Source organism: Achromobacter sp. UMC46, from assembly GCF_014170335.1.
Classification (GTDB): Bacteria; Pseudomonadota; Gammaproteobacteria; order Burkholderiales; family Burkholderiaceae_B; genus Achromobacter.
Window position 1 is genome coordinate 69246 of record NZ_LZZS01000034.1, and the last position, 25294, is coordinate 94539.

A 25294-nucleotide genomic window follows, 5' to 3' on the forward strand; every position below is an offset into this window, starting at 1 on the left:
GGCGGCGGTCAGCGCAGCGTGTGTTCCCAGGCCGCGATGGCGTCCACGACGTCCTGCGGCTTTTCGGGCACCAGCGCGTGCCCGGCCCCGTCGATCACCACGACCGACACCCGGCCGCCGAATTCGTCCTTGATCTCGTTGCGGGTGGCGGGCGGCTTGAACAGGTCCAGCCCCGCCTGCAAGTCCAGCAACGGCTTGGTCCCGCCCGACCACCAGTCGGATTGCCGCGTGGCCTTGCCCGCCAGGCGCTGGCTTTCGCTGACGTCCGGATACCAGCCGTTCAGCCACACGCGGGCGTCGTTGCCCGGCGCGAAGAACGCGTACTGGATGGACTTCAAGCGTTCGGCATCCGGCAGCGACAGTTCGGCGCTGCGGTCCACATGTTCGCTCAGGCCCTTGGGGTACTGCTTGGCCGCCGCGGCGACGATCACCACGCCCCGCACCAGCTCGGGATGGTCCACGCCGGTCGTGCGGGCCACCCAGTTGCCGAAGGCGTGGCCCACCATCACCACCGGCTGGCGCGCCACGTTGCGGATCACCGCCGCCTGGTCCTCGGCCAGATCATGCAGCGTGATGCCGGACATCGGCCCCGTGCTGCCTCCGATTCCGCGCGGCTGCGGCCGCAGCACCCGGTAGCCGGCCGCGGCGAAACGCTGGGCCAGATCATCGAAATCGTCCGCGCCCCGGCCGCGCGAAGGCAGCAGCACCAGGGCGGGGCCCTGCCCCTCTTCCAGCACTTCGATACTGGCGCCGTTGCCCACCAGCACATTGACGCGCCGGGGCGCATCGGCCAGTGCGGGCGACGCCGCCGCCACCGCGCACGACAGTGCCAGGCCGGTCAGCATTTGCTTCATCATCATGTCTCCTCCGTCCGGGTCTGATGCCCGCTCGCGTCTACAGGATCTTCCGGAACATCGTCCGGTGCGTATTGCGGAACGACGGCCGCACCCGGCTGCTCCAGTCGGTCGCGCGCACCGCCAGCCACGGCGGGCTGCCGAAAGTCTCGCGGGTGTGCAGGTCGTAGCAAGCCAGATAGCGCGGCGCCTCGTCGCGGCATTCGTAGCGCAGCGCGCGCACGGTGCCCGGCACCGACGCCAGACCTGGCAGATGCTCCTGGTCGTACCAGGCGTTCAAGTCCGCCTCGGCTTCGGGCACGACATCGGTTTCAACGATGTAGTGCCACGGGGCGTCCTGCCCCGCCGACGCGCCCGCAAGGTCCAGGGTCTGATGCAGCACCCGCGCCCGCGCGCCGGGAAAGCTTTCCGCCAGGCGCGCCTGGATCTCGGGCAGCGCATCCGGCGCGCCGCGCAGATACACGTAGGTCTCTTCTTCGTCCAGCGCCGCGAACGCGCTGACCGCGACGCCCGCCAGCCCTTGCGTCAAACGCCGGGCCATGTCCGCCGCGCGCGCTTCGTCGAAGCGTTCACCCAGCGACACCAGCAATACCGTTTCCTGCATGCTCTTCTCCTTTCAATGGCCAACGCGCAACGCCACCAGGAAGCGCGACACCATGTTGTACGCCCCCACCGTCGCCGTCAATTCCACCAGTTGCGTGTCGTCGTAGCGCGCGCGCAAAGGCGCGAACACGGCGTCCGGCACCTCGATATCGCGCGTCATCGCATCCGTCAGCGCCAGCACCTCGGCTTCGCCCGGCGCCAGCCCCGCGACGGCGTCCGGCGCGGGGCTGGCGCGCAACGCATCGATCACCGCCTGCGGCATGCCGCCCGCCAATGCGTGCGGCACGTGCGCCTCGAATTCGTAGGGCGCGTTGTTCAACGTCGCCACGCGCAGGATGATCAGCTCTCGCAGTCGCGGCGCCAGCGACGTCTTTTGGCGGATGGCCGTCAGCATGGCCTCCCAGCCCTCGACCACGGCGGGGCTGTTCAGCAGCACCTGGTACAGCGGCGAAATCCGGCCGCGCGCGGCGCTGATGCGCGCCTCCAGCGTGGCCAGTTCCTGACGGGTGCCCGGCTCGACGGGCGTGACTCGGCTGGCGCTCATGCTTACTCCGGACGGATGTTCTTGCGCTGGATCAGCGCGGTCCACTTGTCGCGGTCAGAGGCGATCAACGCGGCCAGTTCCTGGGGCGAGCTGGGCGCGGCCTGGGCGCCGAACTTCTCCAGCTTGGCGCGCACGGCTTCGTTGCCCAAGGCGGCGCGCACCGCCTGGTTCAGTTTGTCGACGGTCGCCGCCGGGGTGGACGACGGCGCCACGATGCCGTACCAGTTGTTCGATTCCACGCCCGCGATGCCCTGTTCGGCCAGCGTCTTCACGTCCGGCAGCAGCGGGTGGCGGGTGGGCGAGGCGATGCCCAGCGGCTTGAGCTTGCCGCCCTGGATATGGCCGATCAGGCCCGGCACGTCACCGAAGAAGCCGGCCACCTGATTGCCCATCACGTCGTTGATGACGGGCGCCGCGCCCTTGTACGGCACATGCAGCACGTTGGCCTTGCTGGCGTCGGCGAACATTTCCATCGTCAGATGCGGGATGCTGCCGATCCCCGACGAGCCGATCGCCACGGACTGCTTGGCGGCCTGCGACTGCTTCACGAATTCGGCGGCATCCGTTGCCGGATTGGCAGGGTTCACCACGAACACCGTGGCGTTGTTCACGACCCTGGACACCGGCGCGAAATCGCGCACCGGATCGTAGGGCAGGTCCTTGTACAGCGCCGGGCTGATCGCGACCGCGCCGACGCTGGTCAGGAACAGCACCGAGCCGTCGCCCGGCGCCTTGGCCACATACGCCGCGGCGATGTTGCCGTTAGCGCCGGCCTTATTCTCGACGATGACCTGCTGCTTGAGCTCTTTGCCCAATTGCTCGGCCAGCACGCGCCCCACCAGGTCCACCGGACCGCCGGGCGGGAACGCGATGATCAGGCGGACGGGGCCGTCGGCATGCGCCGCGCCGAACGCGGCCAGACTCAGCACGGTGGCCGAGAGAATTTTCTTGAACATGGTGTCTCCTCGTTGAATGGGTTTTTTTGTCGCCAGCCGCCCGCAGGAGGCTGGCCTTGCCGTCTACATGAAACCGTAAAGCCGCGCCGGGTTGTCCACCAGCACGCGTTGGCGCAGCGCGGCATCCGGACATGCCTGGAAGAACGTGTCCACCAATTCGCCGTCGTCGGGCATGTCGCCCGCCACATTCGGGTGCGGCCAGTCGGTGCCCCACAGGGTCCGGTCCGGCAAGGCCTCGACCAGCGCGCGGACAAAGGGGATGCCTTCGGCGAACGGGCGCTGGCCCGACGCGATGCGGTCGATGCCCGACACCTTGACCCAGGCCTGCGGCACGCCGGCCAGGCTCAGCAAGGCGCGCATCGCGGGCGACTCCAGCCCGTCGGCCGCCTTCAGCCGGCCCATGTGGTCCACGACGAAGGGCACCGGCAGCGCCTGCAGGCGCGGCAACAGGCCGGGCAACATCGCACCGTCCAGATGCAGGCACAGGTGCCAGCCCAGCGGTGCGATCAGGGACACGACGTGGTCGAACACCGCAGGCTCGGGCGCGCCGCCCAGATGCGGCACGAAGTTGAACCGGGCGGCGCGCACGCCGCCGTCATGCAATGCCTGGACGCTGGCCGCCGTGGCATCCGGCCCCAGCAACGCCACGCCGCGATAACGACCGCCGCTTCGGGCCAGCGCGTCCAGCAAGGCGCTGTGGTCCGAACCGTGGCAATTGGCCTGCACCACCACCGCGCGCTCGATGCCCAGCAGCGCGTGCAACGCCGCCATCTTCACGTAGGGCGCGTCGGGCGGCGTATAAGACCGGCCCTCGGCGTACGGGAACACGTCGCCCGGCCCGAAGACGTGGCAATGGGTGTCGCACGCGCCCGGCGGCAGCGCGTGGCGAGGGCGGGTGGGCGACGCAAGCGGGGGACGGCAATCGGGCACGGCGGTTTCCTGCGTGAAAAACGACATCGTCCCGGATTGCGGGCTGACAAACAATGCTATATCTTTGATTTCAGATATAGCTAAATTAAATATCCCATGGATCTGAAGCAGATCGAGTATTTCGTCAGGGTCGCGGAGCGGCGCAGCTTCTCGCGCGCCGCCGAGATGCTGGACGTGGCGCAACCCACGCTCAGTCGGCAGGTCCGCCTGCTGGAACTGGAGCTGGGCCAGCATCTGCTGTACCGCAACGGCCGCGGCGCCGAGCCCACCGAAGCCGGCCTGCGCTTCCTGGAACATGCCCGCGCCCTCCTGACCCTGGCCGACCGCGCCAAGGAAGACCTGCAAACCTTGCGCGAAACGCCAACCGGCAAGGTCGTGGTGGGGCTGCCGCCGCGCATCGCCCGCGTGCTGACCCCGCCGCTTGTGCAGGCCTTCCGCCGCAGTTTCCCCGACGCGTCCATCGCCGTGGCCGAGGGCCTGAGCGCCCAGGTGCGCGAGTGGCTGCTGGCCGGTCGGGTGGACCTGGCGCTGCTGTACGACCCGGCGCCCTCCCCCCAATTGGCCTATGAATCGCTGTTCCGGGAAGACCTGGTGCTGGCCGCCGCCGCCGGGCACGAACCGCCGCTGCCCGCCCGCGTCTCCGTGGCGCAGTTGGGCGGCTATCCGCTGGTGCTTCCCAGCCTGCCCAACGCCATCCGCACGCTGGTGGAAAGCGTCTGCCGCGCGCAAGGCGTGCGCCTGAAAGTGGCCGCCGAGGTGGACGCTGTGCAGACCATCGTGGAACTGGCGGCGCAAGGCGATGCCTATGCCATCCTGCCGCGTTCCGCCGCCCGGGGCCCGGCCGCCGAACACGCGTTGTCGCTTTGCGACATCGGCTCGCCCCGGATCACCAACAACCTGGTGCTGGCCAGCGCCCGCCACCGGCCGGCGACCCGTCTGGCCACGGCCACCGGCCAACTGATCCGTCAACTGGAGCTGGGCCGCCTGTTCGCGCCGGCGGCTTAACGGTGCGCGGCTTAACGTTGTGCGGCTTAACGGTGCCCGGCCTGACGAGGCGTCGCGTCCACGCTGAACGCGACGCGCGTCGTGCCGCCGGCGCTGCTGGCCGATACCGCGCCGCCGTGCATGGCGGCCACGGCCTTCACGATAGCCAGCCCCAGCCCGTGGCTATGCTCCACGCCGTCTCCGCGCCGCGCCGCATCCACGCGGTAGAAGCGCTGGAACAAGTGCGGCAGGTGTTCCGGCGCGATGGGCGGACCGGTGTTGCTGACAGCGACTTCCAGCTTGTCGCCGCTGCGCAGGATGTCGACCGCGATCTCTGCCCCCGGAGCGGAATACTGGATCGCGTTCTGCAGCAGATTGGTCACCGCGCGCCGGAACAGGGCCGTGTCGATCAAGGCGCTGGCCTCGCGGTCGCCGTCGATGCGCACCCGCATGCCGGCCTCGTCCAGCAGGAATTCGAAGAACTCGGCCGTCTTGCCGACCTCATCCGCCAGCACCGCATGGATGCGCCCGGTGGCGGCCTCGCCCTGATCGGCGCGCGCCAGGAACAGCATGTCGTTGATCATGGTCCGCAGACGGTCCAGTTCCTCCAGATTGGATTGCAGCACCTCTTGCAGATCGTCCGAACTGCGGCGGCGCGACAAGGCCACCTGGGTCTGCCCGATCAGGTTGGTCAGCGGCGTGCGCATCTCGTGCGCCACGTCGGCGTTGAAGGCCTCCAGCTGGTTGTAGGCGCCTTCCAGCCGGGCCAGGGCCCCGTTGAACGACGTGGCCAGATCCTCTAGTTCGACCGGCAGCTCGGCCATGCTCAGGCGCTGCGACAGCGCGCTGGGACGCAGGGCGCGGGCTTCGGCCGACAAGCGATTCAGCGGCCGCAGGCCCACGCGGGTCACCCAGAATCCCAGCAGTGCCATCAGCAGGATGGCCGTCAGCGACAAGCCCGCCATCGCCCACAGGAAATAGCGCAGCGTGTGCGCATAGGGCGCGGAATCCATGCCGACGATCAGGCGCACCTGCGGGCGGGCCTGGTTGGCCTCCACCGTGACGCTCAGCGTGAGCAACGCGTCCTCGCGGTCCGGCAGGGTGATCTTGCCGAAGCCGTCGGAATGACGCTCCAGGCTGCTGATGTCGGCCAGCCCTTTGCCGTACTCGTAGGCGGGATCATCCGACAGCACCCAGAAACGCAGGCTGCCGTCGGCGGGCGTCAGGGTATCCAGCTTGGTCTTGAAGCGGCCCCAGCGCTCGGGGTCGACGCTGCGGGTCAGCGAATAGCCGACCTCTTGCGCCGTGGTGCGCAGCGCGTCCTGCTGGATGCGGTCCAGCTGGCGGTCCAGCACGCCGTACAGCGCCACGCCGGTCAGCGCGAAGGTCGTCGCCGCCGCCACCGCGTACAGGACCAGCAACCGCGCCTTCAACGAGGCTTTCAACGAGGTCCTCACCACGCGCCCCTCATTCCGGCGACCCGTCGTCGCGCAACTCCAGCACATAGCCCATGCCCCGGATCGTGTGCAGCAGGCGCCGGCCGAACGGCGCGTCCACCTTGCCGCGCAAGCGCTTGATGGCGACTTCCACCACATTGACATTGCTGTCGAAGTTCATGTCCCACACCAGCTCGGCGATGGCCGTCTTGGACAGGATCTCGCCTTGGCGACGCGCCAGCACCGCCAGCAGCGCGAATTCCTTGGCGGTCAGATCCAGGCGCGCGCCCGCCCGCCACGCCTTGCGGCTGATCAGGTCGATCTGCAGATCGCCGATGCGCAGTTGCACCGGTTCCTGGGCGCGGCCGCGCCGGGTCAGCGCCTGCAGGCGCGCCAGCAGTTCCAGAAAGGAAAAAGGCTTGACCAGGTAATCGTCCGCCCCGTCGTGCAGCCCGCGGATACGGTCTTCGACGCCGTCGCGGGCGGTCAGCATGATGACGGGCGTCTGCCGCACCGTGCGCAGCGAACGCAGCACGGCAAAGCCGTCCATGCCCGGCAGCATGGCGTCCAGCACGATCACGTCGTAGTCGTGCTCCATGGCCAGGTGCTGGCCGTCGATGCCGTTATGCGCGACGTCGACGGCGCAGCCCTGCTCGCCCAAGCCCTTGCGCAGGTAATCCGCCGTCTTCAGTTCGTCTTCGACTATCAGGATTTTCATGTGCCGCCCCGCAAGCCCTACGGTTGACCCCTATTTTGACCCAAGTCCGTCCGCCGGCGCGATAGCGGGCGGGTTCGCCCCGTTTGTCTCGGTCGCTGCGTTCGCCCCGGTCGCCTTCGCCTTCCTGGCCGCCCGTGCCGCCTTGCGCTCCATGTACCAGTAATGCGCGCGGTCCAGATACAGGTAGACCACAGGCGTCGTGAACAGGGTCAGCGCCTGCGACACGATCAGGCCGCCCACCATCGCATACCCCAGCGGACGCCGCAGCTCCGAGCCCTGGCCGTGGCTCAGCATCAGCGGCAAGCCGCTGAGCAGCGCGCACATGGTCGTCATCATGATGGGCCGGAAGCGCAGCACGCAAGCCTGGTAGATCGCCTCGGCCGGCGCCATGCCGTGCTCGCGTTCGGCAGTCAGCGCGAAGTCGATCATCATGATGCCGTTCTTCTTCACGATGCCGATCAGCAGGATGATGCCGATCAGCGCGATCACGCTCAGGTCGTACCCCCCCGCCATCAGGATCAGCAGCGCCCCGACGCCTGCGGACGGCAGCGTGGACAGGATGGTCAGCGGATGGATGTAGCTTTCGTACAGCAGGCCCAGCACGATGTACACGGCGATCAGCGCCGCCGCGATCAGGTACGGCTGGGTCGACAGCGAATCCCCGAAGGCCTTGGCCGTGCCCTGGAACGCACCCGCCAGGCTGGCGGGCACGCCCATCCGGCTCTGCGCCTGCTGGATCGCCTGCACCGCGTCGCCCAGCGACGTCCCGGGCGCCAGGTTGAACGAGATGGTCACGGCCGGAAACTGGCCCTGGTGACTGATGGACAGATAGGCCGTCTTGTCGGTATCCAGCTTCACGAATGTGGACAGCGGCACCTGTTGGCCCGTCAGCGGCGACGTCAGGTAGAGCTTGGAAAAAAGGCTGGGGTCCTGCTGCAGCTTGGGGCTCACCTCCAGGATCACGTGGTAGCTGTTGATCTGCGTGAAGTACTGCGCCACCTGGCGCTGGCCGATCGCATCGTAGATCGTGGCGTCGATCAGCGCGGGCGAGATACCGAAGGACGATGCCCGCGCGCGATCGATCGTCAACGACGCCGTGGCGGCCGCGTTCTGCTGGTCGGAAGCCACGTCGGTCAATTGCGGCAAGCCCCGGAACGCCGTCAACAATTTCGGCGCCCAGACGTTCAGCTCGTCCAGGCTGGAGTCCGTCAGGGTGTACTGGTATTGGGTGCGCGACAAACGCCCGCCCACGTTGATGTCCTGCCCCGCCTGCATGAACAGCGTCACGCCCTCCAGCTTGGCCAGTTGCGGACGCAGCCGCGCGATGACCTCGTCGGCCGACGCCGTACGGCCTTCGTCCTTGGGCTTCAGGCCGATATAGAAGTTGCCGGTGTTATAGGTGCTTTGGCTGCCGTTGAAACCGAAGCTTGCGATGTCCGGATCCTGCCGGATCACCTCGGCCATCTGGATCATGCGCTGGTTCATCAGCGAGAACGACGAATCCTGCGCCGACTCCGCAAAGCCGAAGATGAAGCCCGTGTCCTGCTGCGGAAAGAAGCCCTTCGGGATCACCAGGAACAACGCCACCGTGCAGGCGACCGTCGCCAGGAACACGCACAGCGTGGCGAACTGGTGCCGAAGCACCAGCTTCAGCCCGCGCTCGTAGCCGTGCAGCATGGCGTCGAAGCCCCGTTCGAACATCTGGTACAGCCGGCCATGCCGCTCGCCGTGATGGTTCTTCAGATAGCGCGAACACAGCATCGGCGTCAGCGTCAGCGACACCAGCACCGACACCACGATGGCCAGCGTCACCGTCACCGCGAACTCGCGGAACAGGCGGCCGACGATGCCGCCCATCAGCAAGAGCGGGATGAACACCGCGATCAGCGACACCGAGATCGACACGATGGTGAAGCCGATTTCGCCGGCGCCCTTGTAGGCTGCCTCCATCGGCGACATGCCGGCCTCCACGTGCCGGTAGACGTTTTCCAGCATCACGATGGCGTCGTCTACCACGAAGCCGACCGCAATCGTCAGCGCCATCAGCGACAGGTTGTCCAGACTGAAGCCCACCACGTACATCACGGCAGCCGTGCCCATCAGCGCCAGCGGCACCGTCACGCACGGGATCAGCGTGGCCGCCACGTTGCGCAGGAACAGGAAGATCACCAGCACCACCAGGATGATGGTGAGCGTCAGCGTGAACTCCACGTCGGTGACCGACGCGCGGATCGTCTGGGTGCGGTCGATGATGGTGTTGACGTGCACCGATGGCGGAATCGAGGCCTCCAGCCGCGGCAGCGCCGCGCGGATGCGGTCCACGGTCTCGATCACGTTGGCGCCGGGCTGCTTGCTGATCTGCAGCACGATCGAACGGCCATTGGTGATCGTGTTGTCCGGCGGCGACGCCTTGCCCGCGTAGGCCCACCCCGCCAGCTTGGTGTTCTCGGGGCCGTCCACCGCGACGCCCACGTCGCGCACCCGGATCGGCGCGCCGTTGCGATAGGCCAGCACCATGTCGTTCCACTGCGCGGCCGACAGCAACTGGTCGTTGGTGTAGGTCGTGAAGCTCTGGCGCGCGCCGTCGATGGTGCCTTTAGGCTGGTTGACCGTGGTGGTGGCAATCACGCCCCGGATGTCTTCCAGGCTCAGGCCCAGCGCCGACAGCTTGCCCGGATCCACCTGGATCCGCACCGCGGGCTTTTGCTGGCCGCCGATGTTCACCAGCCCCACGCCCGAGATCTGCGAGATCTGCTGCGCCAGGATGTTGTCGGCGAAATCGTTCACCTGGATCAGCGGCAGCGTGTCGGACTGCACCGCCATCACCATGATGGGCGCATCGGCGGGATTGACCTTGCGGAAGGTGGGCGGATTCGGCAGGTTGGCCGGCAATTGCCCGGTCGCGGCGTTGATGGCCGCCTGCACGTCCACCGCCGCCGATTCGATGCTGCGGTTCAGGTCGAACTGCAAGGTGATCTGCGTATTGCCGATCGCGCTGACGGACGTCATCTGCGACAGGCCGGCGATCAGCGAAAACTGCCGTTCAAGCGGTTGCGCCACGTTGGACGCCATCGTCTCGGGGCTGCCGCCCGGCAAGTTCGCCTGCACCTGGATGGTGGGAAAATCCACCTGGGGCAACGGCGCCACGGGCAGCAGCGGCCACGCCGCGATCCCCACCAGCAGGATCGCCAGCGCCAGCAGCGACGTGCCGATGGGCCGCTTGATGAAACTGGCCGAGATGCTCATTTCGCCCCCCCTGCCGGAGCCGTGGCCGGGGCTGCGGCCAGCTCGCGCACCTTGCTGCCCGGCTTCAGCTTGTACTGCCCGTCCACCACCACGCGCTGCCCGGCGGACAACCCGTCCTGAATGACCGCCACGCCGTCCTGCATCCGCTCGACCTGCACGGCGCGCGGCTGGGCCACACCCTCGCCATCCACCGCGTACACATACGTGCCGGTCTGGCTGCGCTGCACGGCCGCGGCCGGCACGGTCAGCGCGCTTTCATGCGCGTCCAGCACCAGCCGGGCGTTCACATACAAGCCAGGCCACAAGCGGTGGTGGGGATTGTCGAAGCGGCCTTTCAACAGCACCGTGCCCGTGGTGGTGTCGATCTGGTTGTTCAGCAGGACCAGCGTTCCCGTTTCCAGCGGCTCGTTGCTGTCCCGCGCATAAGCCACGACAGGCAGCGGCTGCCCCCGGTCCATGGCCGCGTTGATCGCCGGGACCGCCTCTTCGGGCACCGAGAACAGCACGGTGATCGGATCGATCTGGTTGATGACGACCAGGCCGTTCGCGTCGGATGCATGCACGATATTGCCTGGGTCCACCAGCCGCGCGCCCACCCGGCCCGAGATCGGCGCCACGATACGCGTGTAGTCCAGCTGCACCCGGGCGTAGGTGATCTGCGCGTCGTCGGTCTGTATGGCGGCTTCCAGCTGCGCCACCAGCGCGCGCTGCGCATCCAGCGTCTGCTGCGTGGCCGCGTCCTCGCGCTGCAGGCGGGTATAGCGCTGCAGGTCCAGGCGGGCGTTCAGCAGCGTCGCCTGGTCTTTCGCCCGCTGCGCCTGCGCCTGGGACAACTGCGCCTGCAAGGCGCGAGGGTCGATGTTGGCCAGCACCTGGCCGGCCTTGACGTCCTGCCCTTCGACGAAACCCACGCTGTCCAATTGCCCGTCGATGCGCGCCTTGACCGTCACGCTGGCGGCGGCCGTGACCGTGCCCACGCCCGTCAGGTAGCGCGCCACGTCTTGCTGGCGCACCTCGGTCGTCGCCACCGGCACCTTGGGCTCGGGCGCCGCGGGAGGCCCGCCGCGCCCGCGCAGGAACAGCCAGGCCACCAGCACGCAGGCCACGACGGCCAGCGCCGCGGCGCCCGCGCGCCATCCCGCGCGTCGATTGGGGAAAGTCACCGCCTTGTCCATGGACTCACTCGTTCTCGGTAGGTTGGTTTGCTGCCTGGGGCTGGCCGGCGACCGCCAGCGCTTGCGTATCGGGCGTCTTCAACGCGTCGGCGCTCCAGCCGCCGCCCACCGCCTTGACCAGCGCCACGCTGGCCACCAGTTGGCGGCCGCGCAACTGCACGGCGGCACGTTCGTTGGACAGCGTCAGCGCCTGAGCGACGGCGACGGTCAGAAAAGTGGTCGTGCCAGCCCGGTATTGCGCCAGGGCCAGCCGCTCGCTCAGCAGCGATGCGGCCACCGCGTCGTCCTGCGCGCGGGCCTCGTCGTCCAGCACGCGCAAGGTGGACAGGTTGTCTTCCACTTCCTGGAAGGCGCCCAGCACCGTCTGCTTGTATTGCGCGGCGCTGGCGTCGAAGACCGCCACCGCCTGCGCATCTCGGGCCTTGCGCAACCCGCCGTCGAAAACTGTCTCCGCCAACAGCGCGCCCAGCGACCAGACGCGGCCGGGGGCGTTGAACCATTGCGCAAAGCTGGCGGCGCCGAAGCCGCCGCTGGCCGACAGCACCAGCGACGGGAAATACGCGGCGCGCGCCACACCGATGCCGGCGTTGGCCGACGCCACGTCGCGTTCCGCCGCGGCGATGTCCGGCCGCCGCTCAAGCAGATCCGACGGCAGGCCGGTGGGCACGGCGGGCACCCGGAACATCCAGGGTTGCCCGGCGGCCACGGGCGGCAGGCTGAACTGCGCCGGCGCCCGCCCCGTCAGGATGGCGATCGCATGTTCCAACTGGCTGCGGCTCGCGTCCAGGTCGATCGATTGGGCTTCGGCGGTCTTCAACTGCGCTTCTGCCTGCGCCACGTCCGAGCGCAGCGCCACGCCGGCGTCATACTGACTTTGCGTCAGCTTGAGCGTGCGCGTGTAGGCGTCCAGCGTCCGCGCATACAGGTCCTTTTCGCGGTCCACCGCCCGCAATTGCAGATAGTCCTGCGCCAACGCCGCCTGGATGCTCAGCCGGGCAGCGGCCAGGCTGGCCTGGCTGGCCTGGGTCGACGCATCGCTGGCCTCGACCTGCCGGCGCACCGCGCCCCACAGGTCGGGCTCCCATGACACGTCGAGCGCGGCGGCATAGCCGTTGGACACGCCGGTCATGCCATTGCTCTTGGCCCGCGCCCGCTGCGTCGACGCGCTGACGCCCGCCGTGGGCCAGAAGCCCGCCCGGGCCGCATCGGCGGCGGCGCGCGCCTGCCGGTATTGCGCCTGGGCCTGCTGGATGGTCTGGTTGGCGGCGTTGGCCTGCACGATCAGCCCGCTTAGCGTCGGGTCGCCATAGGCTTCCCACCAGGGCCTTGTCCCGTCGACCACGCCGGGTTCGGCGGTTTTCCATGGCCCCGATTCCTTGTACCCGTCCGGCAGGTCCATCGCCGGACGCCGGTAATCGGGGCCCGCCGCACAGCCGGCCAGACCCAGCAAGGCCGCCAGCCCTGCCGCCGCCCAGCGTGGCGCGATCCGCATTCCAGTGTTCATTTTCAGCGCCGCCCGCGCGGCCGACAGTCAGTACGCCCCCACTGTAGGAAGGCGTCCGGGACTCCACGCTGTCCGGATCCTGACAATTCGGACAGGTTCGGCGCCGCGGCCGGGGACGGATGCCCGGCCCTCCGCCGCGTCCGCGCGGGCGCCCTGGCCCCCAGCGCCGCCCGCCCCGGTCAAAAGAGTTAAAATGCGGTCACCTTTCTTGTTTGGCGGCTCGTTGCTGTCAAAGTCCTGTTGGCGTCTCACCTCAAACAATGACCACTATCCTCCCGAACCTTCCCACCGGCCAGAAGGTCGGCATCGCCTTTTCCGGCGGCCTCGACACCAGCGCAGCGCTCCTGTGGATGCGCAACAACGGCGCCATCCCGTACGCCTACACGGCGAACCTGGGCCAGCCCGACGAGTCCGACTACGACGAGATCCCCCGCAAGGCCCTGGCCTACGGCGCCGAAAACGCCCGCCTGATCGACTGCCGCGCGCAGCTGGTGGCTGAAGGCATCGCCGCCCTGCAAGCGGGCGCGTTCCACATCTCGACCGCCGGCATCACCTACTTCAACACGACCCCGATCGGCCGCGCAGTCACCGGCACGATGCTGGTGGCCGCCATGAAGGAAGACAACGTCAACATCTGGGGCGACGGCAGCACCTTCAAGGGCAACGACATCGAGCGCTTCTACCGCTACGGTCTCCTGACCAACCCGGACCTGAAGATCTACAAGCCCTGGCTCGACCAGCGCTTCATCGACGAGCTCGGCGGCCGTTCGGAAATGTCCGAATACATGCGCCAAGCCGGCTTCGACTACAAGATGTCGGCCGAAAAAGCCTACTCGACCGACTCCAACCTGCTGGGCGCGACCCACGAAGCCAAGGACCTGGAGCAACTGAACTCCGGCATCCGCATCGTCAAGCCCATCATGGGCGTGGCATTCTGGCGCGACGACGTGGCCGTCAAGGCCGAAGAAGTCACCGTCCGCTTCGACGAAGGCCAACCCGTCGCCCTGAACGGCGTGGAATACAGCGACCCGGTCGAACTGCTGCTGGAAGCCAACCGCATCGGCGGCCGCCACGGCCTGGGCATGAGCGACCAGATCGAAAACCGCATCATCGAAGCCAAGAGCCGCGGCATCTACGAAGCCCCGGGCCTGGCCCTGCTGTTCATCGCCTACGAACGCCTGGTCACCGGCATCCACAACGAAGACACGATCGAGCAGTACCGCGAAAACGGCCGCAAGCTGGGCCGCCTGCTGTACCAGGGCCGCTGGTTCGACCCGCAAGCCATCATGCTGCGCGAAACCGCCCAACGCTGGGTCGCCCGCGCCATCACCGGCGAAGTCACCATCGAACTGCGCCGCGGCAACGACTATTCGCTGCTGAACACCGAATCGGCCAACCTGACGTACGCCCCCGAGCGCCTGTCCATGGAAAAGGTGGAAAACGCCCCCTTCACCCCGGCAGACCGCATCGGCCAGCTCACCATGCGCAACCTCGACATCGTCGACACCCGCGAAAAGCTGTTCACCTACGTCAAAACCGGCCTCTTGGCCTCCAGCGGCACCTCGCTGCCGCAGTTGAAGGACGACGGCAAAAAGAAGTAATTCTTCCGCCCGAAAAAAAACCCCTCGGCGAACCCGAGGGGCTTTTTTATTGTGCGGGCGTCGTGGCGGCGCGGGCGCAATCTGATGATTCGTTGGGGACCGTCGTGTGGTGACGGCAGCTTGATGGGTTGCGCGCGTTGGGCACCAGATCAATTGCAGAGATTTCCCCGCGCTCCACCCATCCTTCGACCCACGCCCCAACGCCCCTTCGCGCATTCGCGAAGCGCCCCCACCTCGACGCAAGACGCCGCGTAAGCGCCAAAAGGCCGCCCGCGCGGCCGGCCTGGCGCGGGCCCCGCAAGCTCTTCCATCACCCGCCACCGTAGGCGCGAACCCTAAGCAAGCCACTCGCCCCAGCGTCCGTCAGGTTTCAACTACTGGAGCCCTGCGCGGCGGGGGCCTGGGGTGCGCGGGGCGTCGATAAGCCCGAGGGAATCTGAAGGCAGTTGCCGAAGGCAACAACGAAGATGACGAAGGGGAAGTCCGGAGCGAAGGCTCCGGACCGCAATTGTTGCCCCGCGCGCCCCAGGCCCCCGACGCGCAGGGCGTCTAAAGGACCAATCAACCGCGAACCAACAAAAATCAGAGCGCCCTACAACTCCACCTGCATCCCCATCTCCACCACCCGATTCGCCGGAATCTTGAAAAACTTCGTGCTCCGCGTCGAGTTCCGGGCCATGAACGAAAACACCGCCCGCCTCCACCGCCACAACGCCGGCTTCCTCGCGGCCACCACCGTCTGGCGCGACAGGAAATAAGACGTCCGCATCGGCTCCAGATCCAATTCCGGATACGCCTCGGCCACCAGCCGCAACGCGTCCGGCACGTCGGGATCTTCCTTGAAGCCGTAGTTGATCGTCGCCGTCCAGCTGGACGCGCTCAACTTGTTCACCACGAAACGCTCTTCCGGCGAGATGAAAGGCACATCCGCCACCAGGATCGTCAGGAACAGCACGTGGTCGTGCAGCACCTTGTTGTGCTTCAGGTTATGCAGCAGCGCCGGCGGCACATTGCTCGAATTCATCGTCATGAAGATCGCCGTGCCCGGCACCCGGGACGGCGGATACGCCTCCAGCTGCTCCATGAATTCCTTGAGCGGCTGCCGGTCGCGGTGCTGCATGTCCGACAGCAGATGCCGCCCGCGGCGCCACGTCATCATCAGCGTGAACACCACGATCGCCACCAGCAACGGCAACCAGCCGCCCTCGTGGATCTTGAACACGTTGGCTGAAAACAGCAGCACGTCGAACAACAGCAACAGCCCCAGCACCGTAAACCACAGCATGCGCTTGATGCCGGTGGTGCCGCGCGGCAGCACCGCAAACGCCAGCACCGACGTCGTCAGCATCGTGCCCGTCACCGCGAACCCGTAGGCCGCGGCCAGATTGTCCGAATTGCGGAACAGCAGCACCAGCACCAGCACGGCGCACAACAGCAGCGCATTGACTTGCGGCAGGTAGATCTGGCCCTTCTCGACCGCCGACGTATGCAGGATCTGCATGCGCGGCCAGAACCCCAGCTGCACCGCCTGGCGCGTCACGGAATAGGCGCCGGAGATCACCGCCTGCGACGCCACGATCGTCGCGATGGTGGCCAGCGCCACCAACGGGGCCAGACCCCACTCCGGCGCCATCAGGAAGAACGGGTTGCGGATCGCCGAGGGATCGCGCAACAGCAGCGCGCCCTGGCCGAAATAGCACAGCGTCAGCGCCGGCAGCACCATGCTGAACCAGGCGCTGCGGATCGCCGGCCGGCCAAAGTGGCCCATATCGGCGTACAGCGCCTCGGCGCCGGTCAACGCCAGCACCACCGCGCCCAGCAGCACGAAACTGATCAGCGGGAACTCGACGATGAAGCGCAGCCCCCACATCGGATTCAAAGCGGCCAGTACTTCCGGCGCCTGCCAGATCTGCCAGGCGCCCAATGCGGCCAGCGTGCTGAACCACACCAGCATCACCGGGCCGAACAGCTTGCCCATCACGCCCGTGCCGTGCGACTGGATCGCGAACAGCGCCACCAGCACCACCAGCGCAATCGGCACCACCCATCTATCCAGCGTGTGCGACACGATCCCGATGCCTTCCAGCGCGGACAACACCGAAATGGCCGGCGTGATCATGCTGTCGCCGTAGAACAGTGCCGCGCCGAATATCCCCAGCACGATCAGCACCCAGCGCATCTTGCCTTCACGGTTGCGCACTGCCAGCTCCAGCAGCGCCAGCGTGCCGCCCTCGCCGCGGTTGTCCGCGCGCAGCACCAGCGTCACGTACTTCAGCGACACCACCACCATCAACATCCAGAACAGGATGGACAGCACGCCCAGCAAATGCGCGGGTTCGAGGTCGGTGTGCACGCTCAGGCCGGTCAGGCAGGCGCGCAGGGTGTACAACGGGCTGGTGCCGATGTCGCCGTACACCACGCCCAGCGCGCCCATGATGAGCGCCGCGCGCGACGAGGGCGCGTGCGCGCCGCCCGCATGCGCACCGGGCGATGAAGGAACACCAGCCGTGGCTTGGCTCATGATGTGGGTTCTTGACGAGTTAGTTGAGCCCCTTTGCGGGGGCCGGGGAACACGACGGACAGCCGTGTGCCGGAAAAATCGGGGCGGCTGGTCAACTTCCACCAGGCGCCGTGCGCGTGCGCGATTTCGCGCACGATCGCCAGGCCCAGGCCGGAGCCGCCCGCCGTGGCGGTGGGCGACCGGTAGAAGGCCTCGAACACGCGGTCGCGCTCATCGGGGGGAATCCCGGGCCCGTCGTCCTCGACCGTCAGCGACGGCGGGTTGGCCCCCACGATCAGCGTGATGCGTCCGGTCTCGTTGCCGTAGCGCAAGGCGTTGTCGATCAGGTTGCCCAGCAGTTCGGCCAGCAGCAAGGGGTCGGCGTCGATCCAGATGGGCGCGTCGGGCGCCACCAGATCCAGCTCATAGCGGGCGTCGCGCACCCTCGGAAACCACTCGGCGCCGTGCACCCGGACCCATTCGCACAGGTCGATGCGCACAAAGCTGTCCTGGGGACGGGCATTGGGGTCGGCGCGCGCCAGCACCAGCAACTGCTGGCCCAGCCGGATCATGCGGTCGCTGACGGCCTTGATGCGCTCGGCGCGGGCCCGCACGTCGTCGGGCAGGGGCCGGGCCAACATCAGTTCAGATTCCAGCCTCAGGCCCGACAGCGGCGTGCGCAGCTGGTGCGCGGCATGGCCGATGAAGCGGCGCTGCGCTGCCAGCGAGGCGTCCAGGCGCAGCAGCAGGTCATTGGTGTGGGTCACCAGCGGTTCGATCTCCACCGGCACGCCCGCCACTTCCAGCGGCTGCATGTCGTCGATGGAACGCTGGCGGATCTCTTCGGACAGATGGTTCACGGACCGCAGCCCGGAGCGCACGCCCTGCACGACCACCCAGGTGAACAGGGCGATCAACGCCACCTGCCCCACCACCATCAGCCAGAAGAAATCCTCCAGCATCCACAGCGACATGTCGATCTTGTGGGTGATGACCCACGTGGCGGCCAGGTCCAGCAGGACCAGCAGCAGGATCGGCGGCATCAGGCGGATCACCAGATGCCGCGCCAGAGAACGGGAAGGGAGCAAGGGGCGTGCTTTCGGAAGAGCGGAAGGAGTGCGTTCCTGCGTCATGACGCGATACCCTCGCTTGAGCGGATGGAAGCGCGCAGCCGGAGCATGCCGGCCGCGTCCGGCCCGTCAGGCCGTTTCCACATCCAGCATGTAGCCGAAGCCGCGCACCGTCTGAATGCTGGCGCCCGTGCCTTCCAGGCGCTTGCGCAGGCGGTACACATACACTTCGACGGCGTTTTCGCTGAAGTCGGCGTCCCAGGCGGACAGCGAGTTGACGATCTGGCGCTTGGTCACGACCCGGCCCACGCGGGCCATCAGCATCTCCAGCACGGAGAGCTCGCGCACGGACAGCGACAGGCGCTGGCCATTGGCCCGGACTTCGCGACCGACCGTATCGAACACCAGCGGGCCGACTTCGATCAGCGGCTGCGCCTGACCGGCACGGCGCCGGCCGAAGGCGCGTACACGCGCCGCCAGCTCGGGCAGTTCGAAAGGTTTGGTGACGTAATCGTCGGCTCCGGCATCCAGTCCCGCGACGCGGTCTTCGATACCGTCCCGGGCGGTGAGGATCAGCACGGGAACCTGATTGCCGTCCTGGCGCAGTTGCCGCAGCACATCAAGCCCGCTCATGCCGGGCAGATTGAGGTCGAGCAGCATCAGGTCATACGGCTGGCCAGCCAAAGCGCCCAGGACACGGTCGCCTTCAGTCAGCCAGTCGACCGCATAACCCTGGTCGGCCAGGAATTCCTGGAGCGCGTGGCCCAGGGTGGTGTCGTCTTCGATTACCAGTACTCGCATGCCGCGATTCTAGCGCGATCCGAAAAAAAAGGGGCGCGAAATGCGCCCCTTCTCTCAGGATCCGTTCACCGGCCGGACGGTGCCCCGGCCGGAGCCGGGGTGGCGCCGCCCGGGGCGGTGCCCGCGGGCGCTTCGGTGGCGGCAGCCCCGCCCGAAGGCGGTGTCGTGACGAAGCCGATGCGCGACATTCCGCTGCGGCGAGCCGAGGCCATGACCTTGGCCAGCGTTTCGTAGCGGGTGTTCTGGTCGGCGCGGATGCGGATTTCCGGTTGCGGCTTGGTGCCGGCGATCGATTTGAAGCGATTGGGCAGGTCATCGATATTGACCGGCTTTTCGTCCCAGAACAGCGCGCCGCTGGCATCGATCGCCAGGTCCACGGTCTTGGGTTCTTCCTCGATCTGCTCGGCGGCCACCTGGGGCATGTTGATCTTGATCGAGTGCGCCAGCAGCGGCGCCGTGATGATGAAGATCACCAGCAGCACCAGCATGACGTCGATCAGGGGCACCATGTTGATCTCGGAAACCGTATGGCTCCCGGATCCTTTACCCTCGAAGCTGCCAAAGGCCATTATTCGCTCCCGCGTTGAGCCGCAGCGCCATTGCCGTTCTGGCGGCGCAGGGCGCGCACCTTGCCGTCGGACAGCGACACTTGCTGGCCGGTGGTCAGGAACGCGAACAGGTCATGCGCAAACGCATCCAGGCGTGACAGGAACACGCGGTTGTTGCGCACGAACGTGTTGTACGCCAGCACCGCGGGAATGGCCACCGCCAGGCCCAGGCCCGTCATGATCAGGGCTTCGCCCACCGGACCGGCGATGCGGTTGATGGTCACGCCATCCGACAGGCCGATGCCCACCAGCGCGTGGTACACGCCCCACACCGTGCCGAACAGGCCGACGAACGGGGCCGTCGAACCCACCGAGGCCAGCACCGTCAGGCCGTTTTCCAGCTTGGCGGTTTCTTCGTCGATGACCTTGCGCATGGTGCGCGTGACGAAATCGGAATTGGTGCCCGACTCTTCCAGCTTGGTCGCGCCGAACTTGTTGTGGTGCGCCTGGGCGTGCATGGCGTGGCTGGCCAGGTGCGAGAACGGATCGCGCGCGCCGTGCGTGCTGATCTCGTGTTCGACCTGCTCCAGCGAGCTGGCGTTCCAGAACTTGTTCAGGAAGTCAGACGAGCGCTTGCGCATGCTGACGTTGCTGGCGGCCTTGACCAGGATCAGGTACCAGGTCACCAGCGACATCAGGATCAGAATGATGAACAGGCTCTTGCCCACGAAGTCGCTTTGGGCGACAAAGTGCAGGAAGCCCATGTCGGGCACGGCGGCCGGAGCCGGCGGCAGCGACGGCAGCGCGGCGGCGGCGCTGTGCAGCGCGTCCGCCGATTGCTGGACGACGCCGCCAGCGGCGGTCGCGGCTTGTTGGGCCGCAGGCGCAGCCGCGGCGGCGGCGGGCGCAGCGGCGCCGGCAGCAGCCGGCGCTGCCGGGCTGGTGGTCGCCTGCGCCACCAGGGTGGCGCTATGCAGTGCGTTGGACATCTCAGTTCCTCATTACGAAATCGAACGGAATTTTGGCTTTGGCGGGATAGGCCACGCCGTTACGGGTATAGGGCTTGAACTTGGCCTTGCGGGCGGCGGTCAGCGCCGATTCGTCCAGTCTCGGGAAACCCGAGGACGTGTCGATCGAAGCGCGGTCCACCAGACCCTGCGTATTGATTTCCACCAGCACCAGCACCCGTCCCTCTTCCCGCATGCGACGCGAGGTCTGCGGATAGACGGGCATGGGGCGCGCGCCCTGGAACTCAATGCTCGACACCAGGATCGGCTGGTCCGGCGGCGGCCCTTGCTGCGGGCTCTGCGAGGCCTGCGCGCCATCCGTCGCGCCGGCGGGCGGCGTCTGCGGCGGCGGCGTTTCCGGCTTGGGCTCGGGCTTGACTTCCTGCTTGGGCTGGGGCTTGGGTTTGGGCTTCGGTTTGGGCTTGGGCTTGGGCGCCGGCATCGGCGGCTTCTCGACCACCGGTTCGGGTTCCGGCTCCGGCTCGGGCTTCAATTCGGGTTCGGGCTCGGGTTCCGGCTCGATCTCGGGCTGCGGCTCGGGCGGCGGCTCGACCACCGGCTGCGGCACTTCCGGCGTGGGCTCGGCCTTTGCGATCTGCGGGATGGGCGCATCCACCAGGCTGACCATGACGGCCTCGGGCTCCTCCAGCTCAGGGAGATTCGCAGGGGCCATGAAAATGGCGCCGATTACTGCCGCATGAAGGGCGACAACCGCCAGGCCAGCGCCTGCACGTATACCAAATGAAGACGGCGAAGAAGAATTCCAACCGCGTTGAAAACTAGGCATGAATCAGCCAGGGGTGCATTGACTTATCCGGCCAGCCAGGGAAATGACGCACACGAAATGGTGACGCCGGCTGACCGGTACAAGCCGAACATAATATCTCAAATGCGAATGATTCGCACGTCCTATTTCGTCTGGGCTAGCGTAGCACCCTTGATGCACATCCAATCCGGCTGCATAAAACGTTTACGAAAAAGTCCGTCCCCTGGGGCCGCCCAGGCCGCGCGCACGAGGCGCCTGTAGCGCGCCAGCGGCGCCGGAAAACAAAAAACCCGCCACGGCGACGTGTGCGGGTTTTCTGTGCGGCGCGCTTCGGATCCTTGAAGGAGCCGAACCGCCTGCGTGGGCTTCTGGTGGGTGCTACAGGGGTCGAACCTGTGACCTACGCCTTGTAAGGGCGCCGCTCTACCAACTGAGCTAAGCACCCGATCCTGACTGCTTGCGGCTGCACGCGGTGGCCGTCAATGCGACGATTCCTGCGAAGCAACTGCTAACTCGGGGTACTCAAAAGCAATACGCGGGCCGGAGTATACCGGACCGCGTAGTTGTCGGCAAATCGCGTGGGGCCAATGCCCGGCGACCGCCATGCCGTCCTTAGTTGACGGCGTCCTTCAGGGCCTTGCCCGGACGGAACTTCGGCACCTTGGCCTTCTTGATCTTGATGGTTTCGCCGGTGCGCGGATTGCGGCCGGTGCGAGCAGCGCGAGCCGACACGGCAAACGTGCCAAAGCCAACCAGCGTGACCGTACCGCCCTTCTTCAGGGTGGTCTTGACGGCACCGATCAAGGCGTCGAGCGAACGACCGGCGGCAGCCTTGGAGATATCGGCCTTGCTGGCGATGTGATCGATGAGTTCGGTTTTGTTCATTCAGGTGTACCCCTCACAAGGTATTGAGTCCGGCGAGGCCGTGCGGTTCATGGCTGTCATGATGGGACGCCACTAACCAACGCATGGCCCGACAAACGACGAACAGACAGTGGATAAACTTTTTTCTTGCGCTGCAAAGCACAACTTTTAAACTGCTGCGCCGCTTAGGATTTGATGGCTTTAATGCCTTCAAACCGTCAGCGACGCAGACATGTATTAGGCCTTGGCGTGGCGCGGCTGTCAAGCGAAAACCTCACCACAACCCGCGCCAATACTAGCTTTTAGCTGATTTCGCAATATACAAAAACGCGCATTTCGGTGTTTGCGCGACACCGTCCCGACATCACTTCAAGCCTCTATCAAACATCGACCCAACGACGCAGCAAATTGTGATAAATGCCCGTCAACTGCACGATGGAAGGATGCCCCGCGGCGTCCTGATTCAGACGCTGTATGGCTACGTCCATGTCCAGCAACAAGGCGCGCTGACTATCTTCGCGCACCAGGCTCTGCATCCAGAAGAACGAACTTACGCGTGCCCCGCGCGTGACGGGGTTCACCTTGTGCAGGCTCGTGCCGGGGTACAGCACCATGTGCCCCGCCGGCAGCTTCACCGCCCGCGGCCCGTAGGTGTCGTCGATGACGAGCTCGCCGCCGTCGTAGGAGTCGGGCTCGGAGAAGAACAGCGTGGCGGACAGGTCTGTGCGCACGCGCTCGGCGGTGCCGGGGACGCCGCGCACCGCGTTGTCCACGTGATAGCCGAAGGCTTCGCCGCCTTCGTAGCGGTTGAAGAGCGGCGGAAAGATCTTGCGGGGCAATGCGGCCGACATGAACAGGTTGTTCGCGGCCAGGCGCTGCAGGATCAGATTGCCGAGTTCTTCGGCCAGCGGATGCTGCTCGGGCAATTGGCGGTTGCGCTTGACTTCGGCCGACTGGTAGCCGGCGGTGACCTTGCCGTCCACCCAGTCGGCGGCGTCCAGCCTGCGCCGGATGTCCGCGGCCTCGTCTGGCGTGAAAACTTCTGCGATTTGTATAAGCATGTGACCTTTCCGGACGGCAAAGCCGGCGCGACTTCGCGCCCGGCGCGCGCTTGCCGCATTATCCCTTCAGGCAGCCCATTAGTGCCTGATCGAAATCAAACAGCAGATCGGCCTCGTCTTCGATGCCCACCGACACCCGGATGAGGCTGTCTGCAATGCCCATCTGCTTGCGGCGCTCGGCACCCATTTCGTAATAGATGGTTTGCGCGGCAGGCAGCGCCAGGCTGCGCGTGTCGCCCAGGTGCGTGGCCATCAGCACGATGCGAAGGCGGTTCAGGAAATCGAAGCAGTCCACGCCGTCGGCCAGCTCGACGCCCAGCAGGCCGCCGAAGCGCCCGCCGAACAGCGCCGCCGACCGCGCATGCTGCGGATGGCCGGCCAGGCCCGGATAGTGCACCTTCGCGACGCCAGGATGCGCTTCCAGGAAGCGCGCCAGCGCCAGGGCGTTGGCGCAGTGCTTGGCCATGCGCAGGGCCAGCGTCTCGGCGCCCACGGCGATCCGGTGCGCGGGCTCGGCGGCCAGCGTGCCGCCCATGTCGCGCAAGCCCTTCTTCTTGACCTGCGTCAGGCCCCACCCGGTCGACGGCCCCTTGCGGTAGGCCTCGTAGATGTTGGCGTAGCCGGACCAGTCATACAGGCCCGTATCCGTCACGGCACCGCCCAGCGCGTTGCCGTGGCCGCCGATGTACTTCGACAGGGAATTCATGACCAGCGACGCGCCCACCGTCGAGGGACGGAACATCCACGGCGAGGTCAGCGTGTTGTCCACGACGTAGACCAGGTTCTTCTCGCGGCAGATCTCGCCGATGACGGCCAGGTCGGCAACCTGCGTGCCCGGGTTGGCGATCGTCTCGGTGAAGACCATGCGCGTATTGGGCTGGATAGCGGCGCGCACCTCGGCCGAATCCGTCGCGTCCACGAAGGTGATCTCCACGCCCAGCTCCAGCAGCGTGCCCAGCAGGCTGTTGGTATTTCCGAACACGAACTGGCTGGACACCAGATGGTCTCCCCGGCGCAGCAGCGTCGTGAAGATGGCCGACAACGCCGCCATCCCCGTGGCGAAGCTGACGGTGCCCTTGCCGCCTTCCATATGGTTGATCTTCGCTTCCAACGCCGTGGTCGTGGGGGTGCCCTGGCGCGCATACGTGAAGCCCGCCTTGCCCTGGAACACCGCCGCCAGCTCTCGGGCGTCGTCGTAGGCGAATTCCGACGACGGATGCATCGGCTTGTGCACCGCTCCGTGCTCGACGGATTGTTGGCGGTCGGAATGGAGGATCGTGGTGGTAAAGCCGTTCTGGTGCATGATGGGCTGACGCGTAAAAGAAGAGCTACGGATAGGTCGGATCGGGACGGATCAGGATTGGCGCTGGCGCACGGTCTCGTACAGGCAGACGGCGCTGGCCACGCTGACGTTCAGGCTTTCCACCGAACCCAGCATCGGGATATTGACCAGCTGGTCGCAGGTCTCGCGGGTCAGGCGGCGCATGCCCTCGCCTTCCGCGCCCATGACCCACGCCATCGGCTGGCGCGCATCAATCTGGTGCATGCTGCCGGTCGCCTGGTCGTCGGTGCCGATCAGCCACACGCCGCGGTCCTTCAGGCTGCGCATCGTGCGCGCCAGATTGGTGACCATCACGTACGGCACGGTATCGGCCGCGCCGCAGGCCACGCGCTGCACCGTGGCGTTCAAGCCCACGGCACGATCGCGCGGCGCGATCACCGCATGCACGCCGGCGGCGTCCGCGGTGCGCAGGCAGGCGCCCAGGTTGTGGGGATCGGTCACGCCGTCCAGGATCAGCAGCAGCGGCGGGCCCTCGATCACGTCGAGCACCTCGTCCACATCCACCGCCAATTGGCGTTCGTCGGCCAGCGCCACCACGCCTTGATGGCGGGTGCCGCGCGACAGGCCATCCAGACGCTCCATCGGCACCGGATGCAGGCGGCAACCCGCCTTCTCGGCCTGCTCGATGAGCGTCTGCATCCGCTTGTCGCGGCGCGACGCCTCTACATAAATTTCCTTGATCGACTCGGGCGCGTGGCGCAGCCGCGCGACAACCGCGTGAAACCCGGCCAGAACTTGGGTCGACGCCATAAATGCAATACCTTTAGATAAACGAATACCCGCC

Annotated in this window: 22 protein-coding genes and 1 tRNA gene; 2 read left to right on the forward strand and 21 right to left on the reverse strand. The window is 66.8% G+C overall.

All coding sequences use genetic code 11. The features are described from left to right. Nucleotides 1-8: 8 nt before the first annotated feature. The 5 genes from A9973_RS23445 to A9973_RS23465 form a co-directional block, all read right to left on the reverse strand. The gene (locus A9973_RS23445; protein WP_183016068.1) at nucleotides 9-860 is read right to left on the reverse strand and encodes an alpha/beta fold hydrolase; all 852 of its coding nucleotides are present in this window, start codon (nucleotides 858-860) and stop codon (nucleotides 9-11) included. 34 nt (nucleotides 861-894) lie between these two features. Beyond that, the gene (locus A9973_RS23450) at nucleotides 895-1458 is read right to left on the reverse strand and encodes a DUF4286 family protein (RefSeq protein WP_183016069.1); all 564 of its coding nucleotides are present in this window, start codon (nucleotides 1456-1458) and stop codon (nucleotides 895-897) included. Between the two features lie 12 nt (nucleotides 1459-1470). Further along, nucleotides 1471-2001, reverse strand: a complete 531-nt coding sequence (locus A9973_RS23455) for a carboxymuconolactone decarboxylase family protein (RefSeq protein WP_183016070.1) — start codon at nucleotides 1999-2001, stop codon at nucleotides 1471-1473. A 2-nt stretch (nucleotides 2002-2003) separates the two neighbouring features. Then, nucleotides 2004-2957, reverse strand: coding sequence for a tripartite tricarboxylate transporter substrate binding protein (locus A9973_RS23460; protein WP_183016071.1), 954 nt, complete (start codon nucleotides 2955-2957; stop codon nucleotides 2004-2006). A 63-nt stretch (nucleotides 2958-3020) separates the two neighbouring features. Then, on the reverse strand, nucleotides 3021-3887 hold the full coding sequence (locus tag A9973_RS23465) for an amidohydrolase family protein (protein ID WP_183016138.1): 867 nt from the start codon (nucleotides 3885-3887) through the stop codon (nucleotides 3021-3023). Nucleotides 3888-3983: 96 nt separating this feature from the next. Here A9973_RS23465 and A9973_RS23470 point away from each other — a divergent pair, with 96 nt between their 5' ends. Then, a complete protein-coding gene (locus A9973_RS23470) occupies nucleotides 3984-4892 on the forward strand; it encodes a LysR family transcriptional regulator (RefSeq protein WP_183016072.1) in 909 nt (302 codons plus the stop codon). A gap of 26 nt (nucleotides 4893-4918) precedes the next feature. On the opposite strand, the gene A9973_RS23475 is transcribed toward A9973_RS23470, so the two are convergent. The 5 genes from A9973_RS23475 to A9973_RS23495 are packed head-to-tail and all read right to left on the reverse strand — an operon-like array spanning nucleotide 4919 to nucleotide 12950. Then, complete coding sequence (locus A9973_RS23475) at nucleotides 4919-6316, reverse strand: heavy metal sensor histidine kinase (protein ID WP_183016139.1); 1398 nt, start codon at nucleotides 6314-6316, stop codon at nucleotides 4919-4921. 22 nt (nucleotides 6317-6338) lie between these two features. Next, the gene (locus tag A9973_RS23480; RefSeq protein WP_183016073.1) at nucleotides 6339-7025 is read right to left on the reverse strand and encodes a heavy metal response regulator transcription factor; all 687 of its coding nucleotides are present in this window, start codon (nucleotides 7023-7025) and stop codon (nucleotides 6339-6341) included. Nucleotides 7026-7055: 30 nt separating this feature from the next. Beyond that, complete coding sequence (locus tag A9973_RS23485) at nucleotides 7056-10271, reverse strand: efflux RND transporter permease subunit (RefSeq protein ID WP_183016074.1); 3216 nt, start codon at nucleotides 10269-10271, stop codon at nucleotides 7056-7058. Beyond that, nucleotides 10268-11446 (reverse strand): efflux RND transporter periplasmic adaptor subunit, encoded by a 1179-nt coding sequence (locus A9973_RS23490; RefSeq protein ID WP_183016075.1) that lies wholly within the window; start codon nucleotides 11444-11446, stop codon nucleotides 10268-10270. The genes A9973_RS23485 and A9973_RS23490 overlap by 4 nt, the downstream gene beginning before the upstream one ends. A 4-nt stretch (nucleotides 11447-11450) precedes the next feature. Further along, nucleotides 11451-12950 (reverse strand): efflux transporter outer membrane subunit, encoded by a 1500-nt coding sequence (locus A9973_RS23495; RefSeq protein ID WP_183016076.1) that lies wholly within the window; start codon nucleotides 12948-12950, stop codon nucleotides 11451-11453. A gap of 260 nt (nucleotides 12951-13210) precedes the next feature. Between A9973_RS23495 and argG the strand changes: the two genes are divergently transcribed. Beyond that, on the forward strand, nucleotides 13211-14551 hold the full coding sequence (argG, locus tag A9973_RS23500) for an argininosuccinate synthase (protein WP_183016077.1): 1341 nt from the start codon (nucleotides 13211-13213) through the stop codon (nucleotides 14549-14551). A gap of 592 nt (nucleotides 14552-15143) precedes the next feature. Here argG and A9973_RS23505 read toward each other — a convergent pair. The 11 genes from A9973_RS23505 to rlmB all read right to left on the reverse strand — a co-directional run bounded on the left by A9973_RS23505 (nucleotide 15144) and on the right by rlmB (nucleotide 25260). Beyond that, entirely contained in the window at nucleotides 15144-17072 is a 1929-nt protein-coding gene (locus A9973_RS23505; protein WP_183016078.1) for a potassium transporter Kup, read from the reverse strand. Further along, complete coding sequence (locus tag A9973_RS23510; RefSeq protein WP_255469272.1) at nucleotides 17069-18184, reverse strand: HAMP domain-containing sensor histidine kinase; 1116 nt, start codon at nucleotides 18182-18184, stop codon at nucleotides 17069-17071. Before A9973_RS23510 ends, A9973_RS23505 begins: the two co-directional genes overlap by 4 nt. Nucleotides 18185-18250: 66 nt before the next feature. Continuing rightward, nucleotides 18251-18922 carry a response regulator transcription factor gene (locus tag A9973_RS23515; protein ID WP_006218435.1) on the reverse strand — a complete coding sequence of 224 codons (672 nt, stop codon included), beginning with the start codon at nucleotides 18920-18922 and terminating at the stop codon, nucleotides 18251-18253. Between the two features lie 65 nt (nucleotides 18923-18987). Then, nucleotides 18988-19491, reverse strand: a complete 504-nt coding sequence (locus A9973_RS23520; protein WP_183016079.1) for a biopolymer transporter ExbD — start codon at nucleotides 19489-19491, stop codon at nucleotides 18988-18990. Continuing rightward, the gene (locus A9973_RS23525; protein WP_183016080.1) at nucleotides 19491-20459 is read right to left on the reverse strand and encodes a MotA/TolQ/ExbB proton channel family protein; all 969 of its coding nucleotides are present in this window, start codon (nucleotides 20457-20459) and stop codon (nucleotides 19491-19493) included. The genes A9973_RS23520 and A9973_RS23525 overlap by 1 nt, the downstream gene beginning before the upstream one ends. 1 nt (nucleotide 20460) lies before the next feature. Beyond that, nucleotides 20461-21264 (reverse strand): energy transducer TonB, encoded by an 804-nt coding sequence (locus tag A9973_RS23530; protein ID WP_183016081.1) that lies wholly within the window; start codon nucleotides 21262-21264, stop codon nucleotides 20461-20463. A 348-nt stretch (nucleotides 21265-21612) separates the two neighbouring features. Next, nucleotides 21613-21688 (reverse strand) — tRNA-Val (locus A9973_RS23535). Between the two features lie 167 nt (nucleotides 21689-21855). Further along, nucleotides 21856-22128, reverse strand: coding sequence for an HU family DNA-binding protein (locus A9973_RS23540; RefSeq protein ID WP_003812968.1), 273 nt, complete (start codon nucleotides 22126-22128; stop codon nucleotides 21856-21858). Nucleotides 22129-22487: 359 nt separating this feature from the next. Next, nucleotides 22488-23168 (reverse strand): Fe2+-dependent dioxygenase, encoded by a 681-nt coding sequence (locus A9973_RS23545; RefSeq protein ID WP_183016082.1) that lies wholly within the window; start codon nucleotides 23166-23168, stop codon nucleotides 22488-22490. A gap of 58 nt (nucleotides 23169-23226) precedes the next feature. Then, nucleotides 23227-24471, reverse strand: coding sequence for a cystathionine gamma-synthase family protein (locus A9973_RS23550; RefSeq protein ID WP_183016083.1), 1245 nt, complete (start codon nucleotides 24469-24471; stop codon nucleotides 23227-23229). A 51-nt stretch (nucleotides 24472-24522) separates the two neighbouring features. Next, a complete protein-coding gene (gene rlmB / locus A9973_RS23555) occupies nucleotides 24523-25260 on the reverse strand; it encodes a 23S rRNA (guanosine(2251)-2'-O)-methyltransferase RlmB (protein WP_183016084.1) in 738 nt (245 codons plus the stop codon). Nucleotides 25261-25294 lie beyond the last annotated feature (34 nt).

What these genes read in the sequence shown, in the direction of transcription:
- A9973_RS23490 (WP_183016075.1), bottom strand. Translation starts at nt 11,446, where the DNA reads ATGGACAAGGCGGTGACTTTCCCCAATCGACGCGCGGGATGGCGCGCG.
- A9973_RS23530 (WP_183016081.1), bottom strand. Translation starts at nt 21,264, where the DNA reads ATGCCTAGTTTTCAACGCGGTTGGAATTCTTCTTCGCCGTCTTCATTT.
- A9973_RS23495 (WP_183016076.1), bottom strand. Translation starts at nt 12,950, where the DNA reads ATGAACACTGGAATGCGGATCGCGCCACGCTGGGCGGCGGCAGGGCTG.
- A9973_RS23460 (WP_183016071.1), bottom strand. Translation starts at nt 2,957, where the DNA reads ATGTTCAAGAAAATTCTCTCGGCCACCGTGCTGAGTCTGGCCGCGTTC.
- A9973_RS23445 (WP_183016068.1), bottom strand. Translation starts at nt 860, where the DNA reads ATGATGATGAAGCAAATGCTGACCGGCCTGGCACTGTCGTGCGCGGTG.
- A9973_RS23540 (WP_003812968.1), bottom strand. Translation starts at nt 22,128, where the DNA reads ATGAACAAAACCGAACTCATCGATCACATCGCCAGCAAGGCCGATATC.
- A9973_RS23510 (WP_255469272.1), bottom strand. Translation starts at nt 18,184, where the DNA reads ATGACGCAGGAACGCACTCCTTCCGCTCTTCCGAAAGCACGCCCCTTG.
- A9973_RS23550 (WP_183016083.1), bottom strand. Translation starts at nt 24,471, where the DNA reads ATGCACCAGAACGGCTTTACCACCACGATCCTCCATTCCGACCGCCAA.
- A9973_RS23520 (WP_183016079.1), bottom strand. Translation starts at nt 19,491, where the DNA reads ATGGCCTTTGGCAGCTTCGAGGGTAAAGGATCCGGGAGCCATACGGTT.
- A9973_RS23485 (WP_183016074.1), bottom strand. Translation starts at nt 10,271, where the DNA reads ATGAGCATCTCGGCCAGTTTCATCAAGCGGCCCATCGGCACGTCGCTG.
- A9973_RS23450 (WP_183016069.1), bottom strand. Translation starts at nt 1,458, where the DNA reads ATGCAGGAAACGGTATTGCTGGTGTCGCTGGGTGAACGCTTCGACGAA.
- argG (WP_183016077.1), top strand. Translation starts at nt 13,211, where the DNA reads ATGACCACTATCCTCCCGAACCTTCCCACCGGCCAGAAGGTCGGCATC.
- A9973_RS23455 (WP_183016070.1), bottom strand. Translation starts at nt 2,001, where the DNA reads ATGAGCGCCAGCCGAGTCACGCCCGTCGAGCCGGGCACCCGTCAGGAA.
- A9973_RS23515 (WP_006218435.1), bottom strand. Translation starts at nt 18,922, where the DNA reads ATGCGAGTACTGGTAATCGAAGACGACACCACCCTGGGCCACGCGCTC.
- rlmB (WP_183016084.1), bottom strand. Translation starts at nt 25,260, where the DNA reads ATGGCGTCGACCCAAGTTCTGGCCGGGTTTCACGCGGTTGTCGCGCGG.
- A9973_RS23525 (WP_183016080.1), bottom strand. Translation starts at nt 20,459, where the DNA reads ATGTCCAACGCACTGCATAGCGCCACCCTGGTGGCGCAGGCGACCACC.
- A9973_RS23505 (WP_183016078.1), bottom strand. Translation starts at nt 17,072, where the DNA reads ATGAGCCAAGCCACGGCTGGTGTTCCTTCATCGCCCGGTGCGCATGCG.
- A9973_RS23545 (WP_183016082.1), bottom strand. Translation starts at nt 23,168, where the DNA reads ATGCTTATACAAATCGCAGAAGTTTTCACGCCAGACGAGGCCGCGGAC.
- A9973_RS23480 (WP_183016073.1), bottom strand. Translation starts at nt 7,025, where the DNA reads ATGAAAATCCTGATAGTCGAAGACGAACTGAAGACGGCGGATTACCTG.
- A9973_RS23470 (WP_183016072.1), top strand. Translation starts at nt 3,984, where the DNA reads ATGGATCTGAAGCAGATCGAGTATTTCGTCAGGGTCGCGGAGCGGCGC.